The organism is Tepidimonas sp., from assembly GCF_029335975.1.
Lineage (GTDB): Bacteria > Pseudomonadota > Gammaproteobacteria > Burkholderiales > Burkholderiaceae_C > Tepidimonas.
In genome coordinates this window covers 1-7610 of the sequence record NZ_JARJMT020000124.1, presented here as the reverse complement: position 1 = coordinate 7610, position 7610 = coordinate 1, and the positions used below count along the sequence as shown (strand labels likewise).

At 66.4% G+C, this 7610-nt stretch carries 8 protein-coding genes and 1 pseudogene; 4 read left to right on the top strand and 5 right to left on the bottom strand.

Annotation, left to right across the window (positions count from 1 at the left end; all coding sequences use genetic code 11):
* The 3 genes and pseudogenes from P3W97_RS06755 to P3W97_RS06745 all read left to right on the top strand — a co-directional run.
* Nucleotides 1-257 (top strand): annotated as a pseudogene (locus tag P3W97_RS06755) (microcin ABC transporter ATP-binding protein); the annotation flags it as partial.
* 265 nt (nt 258-522) lie between these two features.
* Nucleotides 523-1212 carry a DUF2189 domain-containing protein gene (locus P3W97_RS06750; RefSeq protein WP_300845032.1) on the top strand — a complete coding sequence of 230 codons (690 nt, stop codon included), beginning with the start codon at nt 523-525 and terminating at the stop codon, nt 1210-1212.
* Between the two features lie 8 nt (nt 1213-1220).
* Nucleotides 1221-1442: a DUF2788 domain-containing protein gene (locus P3W97_RS06745; protein ID WP_300845030.1), complete on the top strand. Its 222-nt coding sequence runs from the start codon at nt 1221-1223 to the stop codon at nt 1440-1442.
* Between the two features lie 55 nt (nt 1443-1497).
* Here P3W97_RS06745 and P3W97_RS06740 read toward each other — a convergent pair whose 3' ends face one another.
* The 5 genes from P3W97_RS06740 to P3W97_RS06720 form a co-directional block, all read right to left on the bottom strand.
* Entirely contained in the window at nt 1498-2757 is a 1260-nt protein-coding gene (locus P3W97_RS06740) for an acyl-CoA dehydrogenase family protein (RefSeq protein ID WP_300845028.1), read from the bottom strand.
* Between the two features lie 33 nt (nt 2758-2790).
* The gene (locus P3W97_RS06735) at nt 2791-3870 is read right to left on the bottom strand and encodes a phosphotransferase (RefSeq protein WP_300845025.1); all 1080 of its coding nucleotides are present in this window, start codon (nt 3868-3870) and stop codon (nt 2791-2793) included.
* Between the two features lie 45 nt (nt 3871-3915).
* Nucleotides 3916-4665, bottom strand: a complete 750-nt coding sequence (locus P3W97_RS06730; RefSeq protein WP_300845024.1) for a Crp/Fnr family transcriptional regulator — start codon at nt 4663-4665, stop codon at nt 3916-3918.
* Between the two features lie 73 nt (nt 4666-4738).
* Nucleotides 4739-5518 (bottom strand): oxepin-CoA hydrolase, alternative type, encoded by a 780-nt coding sequence (locus P3W97_RS06725; protein WP_300845022.1) that lies wholly within the window; start codon nt 5516-5518, stop codon nt 4739-4741.
* 4 nt (nt 5519-5522) lie between these two features.
* Nucleotides 5523-7058, bottom strand: coding sequence for a 3-hydroxyacyl-CoA dehydrogenase (locus P3W97_RS06720; protein WP_300845034.1), 1536 nt, complete (start codon nt 7056-7058; stop codon nt 5523-5525).
* Between the two features lie 88 nt (nt 7059-7146).
* Between P3W97_RS06720 and P3W97_RS06715 the strand changes: the two genes are divergently transcribed.
* On the top strand, nt 7147-7610 hold a 464-nt coding region (locus tag P3W97_RS06715; RefSeq protein WP_367184600.1), incomplete at its 3' end, for a FimV family protein.

Genomic DNA, 7610 nt, shown 5'->3' with positions numbered 1-7610 from the left:
TGGATGAGCCGACCAGTGCCCTGGATGTCACGGTGCAGCGGCAGGTGATCGAGCTGTTGCTGCGGCTGCAGCGCGAGCGCGGTTTGGCATACCTGCTCATCACCCACGATGTGGAGGTGGTGTGGGCGATGGCGCACGATGTGCTGGTCATGCGCGCCGGTGCCGTGGTGGAGTCGGGGCCCGCGCAGCAGGTGCTGCGCGCCCCGCGCGAGTCCTACACTCGTCAGTTGTTGGAAAGTGCAGGGGTCATCCGATGACTTGACGCCCGGGCTGCCTTGCGATGATTGCATCGACCCGGGGGTGCGCAAGCGCAGAGGCCGGCAGCGGTTGTGGTCCAATTGGGGGTGCGCGTGCTGTGTCATCACGGGGCTGGCTTGCGCTTCGATTCATGCGCGATTTTCGGAAAAGGTTTCCATGATGTCTCCATCCCCCTCGTCCGCCGACGACGGCGATCGGCAGCCCTTGCCCGCTCTTGGCTGGTCAGCCCCACTGCGTTGGCTGAGGCTGGGTTGGCGCGACTATATGACCAACCCCCTGCCGGGGGTGCTGCACGGCGGCATGATGGCGCTGTTTGGGCTCATTGTGTGGCTGGCGCTGCGCGATGAGTTTTGGCTGCTGGCCGGTGCGTTTACCGGGTTTCTGATCATTGCGCCGGTCTTGGCGTCGGGCCTGTATGCCGTCAGCCACCATTTGGAGCATGGCGAGAAGGTGTGCTGCGCCGAGGTCGTACGGCTGTGGACATCTGGCGATCGGCGTCTGATGATGTTTGGCCTGTTGCTGGGTTTGGCGGGCACAGGCTGGGTGCTTACATCGGCAGCCCTCATTACGCTGTGGGCCCCTGCGCCGGTGCAGAGGCCGCTGGACTTCGTGTTGCACGTGGTCTTGGCCGACGGGGTGGGTCTATTCGAAGTCTGGCTGCTGCTCGGGGCCTGGTTGGCCGCACCCGTATTTGCGTCCAGTGTCATGACGCTTCCCATGCTGGTGGATACGCCGACGCCGTTGTGGCAAGCGGTGGGCGAGAGTTGGCGGGCCGTCGGCAGCCAACCGGTGGTTCTTGGGATATGGGCGGTGTGCATCGTGGCGCTGGTGGCGCTGGGGATGGCGTTGGCCATGGTGGGCTTGATACTGACGGTGCCGGTTGTGGCTTACGCGAGTTGGCACGCTTACCGGGATTTCGAGCAGGCCGGGTTGATTCGGCCGCTGCGAGGGTGACAGGCGCGATGGACGGGACGTTATTTGGCTACACCGAGGCGCAGGTCGCACAGTTTGGGCTCACCTTCGGAGTGGGTGCCTTTATTTTGTATATGCTCTTTATCGTCTTGAATCTGGCACGCGAGTCCAAGGCGGGTAAGTTCGGCACCTTCGTGCTGTTTCTTGTTTTGTCGCTCGGGATGCTGGGTTTTTTAGCGAAGAATGTGATCCAGTGGATTTTGGAAAAATAGCGGTGGCCGCTGGCCTTGGGCGACGCGCAGCCGACCGATCCAATGGCCCCGATCCTCAGCAGCCTCGCGTGATGGGCAGCTCCACCGATGGCGCGCGCGCGAGATGCTTGGCCAGCTCCAGCTTGGCGATCGCGTTGCGGTGTACCTCGTCCGGACCGTCCGCCAGGCGCAGTGTGCGCTGGTTGGCGTAGCTGCGCGCCAGCGGTGTCACCTGCGACACGCCGGCACCCCCGTAGGCCTGGATGGCCCAGTCCAACACCTGACAGGCGACATCGGGGGCGACGACCTTGATCATCGCGATTTCGGCACGTGCGGCCTTGTTGCCCACCGTGTCCATCATGTAGGCGGCTTTGAGCACCAGCAGACGGGCCTGCTCGATCATGCAGCGCGCTTGCGCAATGCGCTCTTGCCAGACGGTCTGCGCAGCGATCGGCTTGCCAAAGGCGACGCGCTCGTTGAGCCGCCGGCACATCAGCTCCAGTGCGCGCTCGGCGGCGCCGATCGAGCGCATGCAATGGTGGATACGCCCTGGGCCGAGCCGCCCCTGGGCGATCTCGAAGCCCCGCCCTTCGCCAAGCAGGATATGGTCGGCCGGCACGCGCACGTCCTTCAGTTCGATCTCCATGTGGCCATGCGGCGCGTCGTCGTAGCCGAACACCGACAGCGCGCGCACGATGCGAATGCCAGGGGTGTCGGCCGGAACCACGATCATCGACTGCTGTGTATGGCGCGGTGCCCCAGGGTCGGTCTTGCCCATGACGATGTAGACCGCACAGCGCGGATCGCCCGCGCCGGAGGACCACCACTTGCGCCCGTTGATGACGTAGTGATCCCCGTCGCGCTCGATGCGGCACTGGATGTTGGTTGCGTCCGAGGAGGCCACCTCTGGTTCGGTCATCAAAAACGCCGAGCGAATCTCGCCGCGCAGCAGCGGCTCCAGCCAGCGGTCTTTCAGCGCTTCGCTGGCGTATCGCTCCAGCGTCTCCATGTTGCCGGTGTCGGGGGCAGAGCAGTTGAACACTTCTGCCGCCCACGGCACGCGGCCCATGATCTCGCACAGTGGCGCGTATTCGAGGTTGCTCAGCCCCTCCGGTGCCCGCGGCGAGTTGGGCAGAAATAGGTTCCACAGGCCAGCCGCGCGCGCCTTGGGTTTGAGGTCCTCGATCAGGCGTGTGGGGATCCAGGCGTTGCCAGCGGCGCGGTTGGCTTCGACCTCCGCCTCGAAGCGGTCTTCGTTGGGGTAGATGTATTCGTCCATGAAGGCCATCAGGCGCTCGCGCAGAGCTTGCACGCGGGGGCTGTAGGCAAAGTCCATCGGGGTTCTCCAGAGTCCGATCAGGGGAGGGGGTTAGTGCACCTGTTGCGCAAAGCGCCAGGCCAACTGAGCGAGGGGGCGGGCCCCGGCTGCGCTCTGGCGGGCCTGGGCGCTGGAGGCGATGCCCAGCTCCACCCGCTTGGCAATGCCTTGCAAGATGGCCGCCAGGCGGAAGGCGTTGTAGGCCAAATAGAAGGGCCAGTCGCGGCGCAGGGCCTCGGGGGTGGCAAAGCCGGTCTGCTCGCAGTAGCGCTCGATGTATTCATCCTCGGACGGGATGCCCAGGGCCGCCCAGTCCAGCCCGGCGATTCCGCGAAAGGCGCCGGGTTCGATGTGCCAGGACATGCAGTGGTAGCTGAAGTCGGCCAGCGGGTGGCCCAGCGTGGACAGCTCCCAGTCCAGCACCGCCACGATGCGCGGCTCCGTGGGGTGGAACATCAGGTTGTCCAGCCGGTAGTCGCCATGGACCACGCTGACCCATCGCTCGCCGCGCGCCATGTCGGGCAGGTGGGCGGGCAGCCAGACCATGAGTGCCTCCATCTCGGGGATGGGGTCAGTGATGGAGGCGACGTACTGCTTGCTCCAGCGCGCGATCTGGCGCTCGAAGTAGTTGCCGGGCTTGCCGTAGTCGGACAGCCCCACGGCCTGCACGTCCACCCGATGCAGGGCGGCGAGCACGCGGTTCATTTCCAGGTAGTGCGCGCGGCGCTGTTCGGGGGTCATCCCGGGCAGTGACTGGTCCCACAGCACGCGGCCCTCGACATGCTCCATGACGTAGAAGGCGCGCCCGATTACAGACTCGTCCTCGCACAGCACATGCATGCGCGCCACGGGCACGTCGGTGGCGGCCAGGGCTTGCATGACACGGAACTCGCGTTCGATGGCGTGCGCCGACGGCAGCAGTTTGGCCACCGGCCCGGGCTTGGCGCGCATGACGTACGCCCGTGCCGGGGTGACGAGCCGATAGGTCGGATTGGACTGTCCGCCGGGGAATTTTTCGATGGACAGCGGCCCAGCAAAGCCCGGCAGGTGCACCGTCAACCAGCGCTCCAGCGCGGCGACGTCGAGGGCATGGCTGGCCGGGGTATCGGCGGGGCGGGGGGAGTCAGGCATGGCGGGCAGGCAGATGAGCCGACCCACCCGCCCTGCGGCCGGGGGTCAGGGGTCGGATTCGACGATGCGCATGAGCAGGCCCCGGTCGCGGATCACCAGGCCGCCCGGCTCGATGCGGATCGCGCCTTCGCGTTCCATGGCCTTGAGCTCTTGGTTGACGCGCTGGCGCGAGGCACCGAGCAGCTGGGCCAATTCTTCCTGCGCCAGTTGCAAGCCGATGCGTGTCTCCTGCCCGTTGGACAGGCACGGCAGGCCGTAGGAGCGGCACAAATGCAACAGCTGCTTGGCCAGCCGCGCGCGCAGAGGCAGGGTGTTCAAGTCCTCCACCAGGCCGAACAAGGTGCGCAGACGCCGCGCCTGCAGGCGCAGCAGCGCCTCGTACAGCTCCACATGCTGGTCCAGGATTTTTTGCAGATCGCTGCGTGCCACGCACAGCAGGGTGGTGGGACCATGGGCGTAGGCATCGTGGGTGCGCGCGTCGCCGTCGAACATCGCGATATCGCCAAACCACACGCCCGGCTCCACATAGGTCAGCGTGATCTGCTTGCCCGTGATGGAGGTGGAGCTCACGCGCACGGCCCCTTTGGCCACAGCCGTCCACAGCGTCGGCGGGTCGCCGCGCGCGGCGATCAGATCGCCGTCCTGATAGCGTTTGACGAAGGCGCATCGAAGAATGTCGTGCCGCAGCGACGGCGAAAGACTGGAAAACCAGCGACCCTGATTGATCGCTTCCCTCTCTTCCATTGTCAGAATCGGTTCGTCGAAGGGCTGTCGTGTGAGCGACTGGGACATCATGGGTGTGTCTCCTCGGTGACCCGTGTCGGTCGGCATGGCGCGCGAACCGTCAACGGTGGCGCAGCCGTGTTGTTCAGCGGTATTGGGCGGCGCGCTTGTCCAAAAATGCGCGAATGCCTTCGCCCGCGTTGGGGTGGTGCAGATTGCGCACGAAATGGTCGCGCTCGCCGCGCAGCTGAGAGGACAGGGATTGGGTGGGCGCATCGTTGGCCAGCGCTTTGATGCTGGCCAGCGCATTGGGGGCTTGGGCATTGAGCCTTTGCGCCATGGTCAGCGCCTCGTGCAGCGCTGCGCCCGGGGCAGTGACTGCGGTGACGAGTCCGAGCTGGTGCAGCCGCTCGGCGCCGATGCGCTCGCCCAGCATCAGCAGCTGCAGAGCAGTGGCGCGCGGCAATTGGCGCATCAGGCTCCAGGTGGCTCCGCCGTCCGGCGACAACGCCACGTTGACATAGGCCATCACGAACACCGCATCGCGCGCGGCCACCAGCAGGTCGCACGCCAGCGCGAGCGAAAACCCCGCCCCCGCGCAGGCCCCCTCGACCGCGGCGATGACAGGCTTGGGAAAACTGCGGATCGTCTCGATCCAGCTGTGCAGGGCCTCGATGCTGTCGGCCTGTACCTCGGGCGGCTGCTGCCGGTTGGCCAGCAAGCGCTGCAAGTTGCCGCCGGCGCAGAAGGTGCCACCGTCGCCGGTGAGGACGACGCTGCGCACCTCGGCGTTGCGCTCGGCGGCAATCAGCGCCTCGATGCCGGCCACGTAGATCTCAGGTGCCAGCGCATTGCGCTGCTCGGGATTGTGGAGGGTCAGCACCAAGGTGCCGCCGTGGCTGTGGCTCTTGAGTGTGGCGGTCATGGGTTCATTCCTCGGGGTGCAGCAGGCTCAGGCCCAGCGCACCCCGGCGGCGCAGCCAAGGCGAGGGTCGATAGCGCGGGTCGCCATAGACGGTCTGCAGGTTGAACAAAATCTCCAGAACGCTCGCCGCCCCGACACGGTCGCCCATGGCCAATGGCCCGGCCGGATAGCCTAAACCCAGGGTGACGGCGGTCTCGAGGTCGCTGGGCGTGCAAATGCCTTGCTGGCAGATGTCGGCGGCGATGTTGACGATGGTGGCCACCACGCGCTGCGTGACGAAACCGCCACTGTCGCGGATGACGCTCACCGCCTTGCCGTCGCGCGCGAACAGGGCGTGCGCCGCGGCGCGCATGTCGTGGCGCGTGGCGGGGTTGGTGGCCAGCACCCGGCGTTTGACGGCAGCATCCGGCAGCAGCATGTCGATACCGATGGTGCGGCCGGGGTCGAGCCGCTCTACTGCCGCCACTGTGGTGACATCGTGGCCGAGCGGCGCCACCACGATCAGTGCCCGCTCTGACGGCTGGGCGGCGGTCTCGATCGTCGCCCCCAGATCCTTGAGCAGCTGAAGCAGCTCCGCTCGGCGCGCCGCGCGAGTGGGCACCCACACCGGTGGCAGCGTCTCCACCACCGGCACGGGCGGCTCTGGCGGCAGCTGTGCCTGCCCGTCCAGGTAGCGGTAAAAACCCTCACCAACCTTACGCCCAATCACACCACCGGCCAGCCGCTGCGCGGCGATGACGCTTGGGCGAAAGCGCGGCTCTTCGTAATACTGGTGGTAGATCGACTCCATCACCGGCTGGGAGACATCCAGAGCCGTGAGGTCCAACAGCTCGAATGGCCCCAGGCGAAACCCCATCTGATCCTTCAGAATGCGGTCGATGGTGGCGAAGTCGGCCACCCGCTCGCCGGCAATGCGCAGCGCCTCGGTGATATAGCCGCGTCCGGCATGGTTGACGATGAAGCCGGGTGTGTCCTGCGCCAGCACCGGGGTGTGGCCCATTTCGCGCGCGAAGGCGGCCAGCCGCTGCACGACGCCCGGGTCGGTTTTGAGTCCGGCCACCACCTCGACCACCTTCATCAACGGCACCGGATTGAAGAAATGAAAGCCGGCCAGCCGCTGTGGGGTGCGCAGCCGGCTGCCGATTGCCGTCACCGAAAGCGACGAGGTATTGGTCGCCAACACCGCATCCGGGCCAACGATATCTTCGAGCTGACGGAACAGATCTTGTTTGACCTCCAGCCGCTCGACGACGGCTTCGATGATGAGATCGCAGCCCGCCAGCGCCTCCAGGCCCGCGGCCGGCACCAGCCGCTGCTGGCATGCCGCAGCCTCGTCGGCGCCCAGGCGGCCCTTGGCCACCAGCTTGGCCCAGGTGTCGCGCAGGCTGGCGCAGGCCGCTTCGACGGCGGCTGGCTGCGCGTCCACCAGGTGCACGGTGCTGCCTGCCTGGGCAGCGATCTGGGCGATGCCCCGGCCCATGGCACCGGTTCCAACCAGGCCAATTTTGGGAAAAATCAAACGGTTGGTGACTTGGGACATGCTCAACACAGTATCCTTGAGAGCGGGTGTGACGGAATTGTTCGATGGAATGCCTGATGCGCCGCGGCCAGTCCACAGGAATCCCCGCATGAACCTCAAATCCGCGTTGAGCAGCTGGCTGCTGATGGTGGTGGTGCAGGGTCACGCCCAGTCGCTGGGGGCGGTGCAGGGCGCCGCCATTATCGGTCGGCCGCTCGATATTGTGGTGCAAAGCCTTGGGGCTGCGGAGGACGGCGCGCTCTCCCCATGCGTGCAGGCGGAGGTGCGCTACGGCGAGATGCGCCTGAGCCCGTCGGATGTTGACCTGACTTTCGAGGGCGATGTGGCGCAGGCGGGGGGCATGCTGCGGGTGCGCACACGCCTGCCGGTCAACGAGCCCTTCGTCACGCTCGAGGTGCGGGTTGGCTGCCCGGTGCGTTTGACCCGTGCGTACACGTTGTTGGCGGAGATGGAGCCGCAGTTGCCCGTGCTTCCGCCCACCGCGACCGGATCCGATGAGGCGTCTTCGGTCGCCCCGGCGCCGGTCACCCCCAAACGGCCGGTGGCCAGGAC

Bases quoted from the DNA above. Each gene is read 5' to 3' on its own strand.
- P3W97_RS06735 (WP_300845025.1), bottom strand. From the start codon at position 3,870: ATGCCTGACTCCCCCCGCCCCGCCGATACCCCGGCCAGCCATGCCCTC.
- P3W97_RS06745 (WP_300845030.1), top strand. From the start codon at position 1,221: ATGGACGGGACGTTATTTGGCTACACCGAGGCGCAGGTCGCACAGTTT.
- P3W97_RS06750 (WP_300845032.1), top strand. From the start codon at position 523: ATGACCAACCCCCTGCCGGGGGTGCTGCACGGCGGCATGATGGCGCTG.
- P3W97_RS06730 (WP_300845024.1), bottom strand. From the start codon at position 4,665: ATGATGTCCCAGTCGCTCACACGACAGCCCTTCGACGAACCGATTCTG.
- P3W97_RS06720 (WP_300845034.1), bottom strand. From the start codon at position 7,058: ATGTCCCAAGTCACCAACCGTTTGATTTTTCCCAAAATTGGCCTGGTT.
- P3W97_RS06725 (WP_300845022.1), bottom strand. From the start codon at position 5,518: ATGACCGCCACACTCAAGAGCCACAGCCACGGCGGCACCTTGGTGCTG.
- P3W97_RS06740 (WP_300845028.1), bottom strand. From the start codon at position 2,757: ATGGACTTTGCCTACAGCCCCCGCGTGCAAGCTCTGCGCGAGCGCCTG.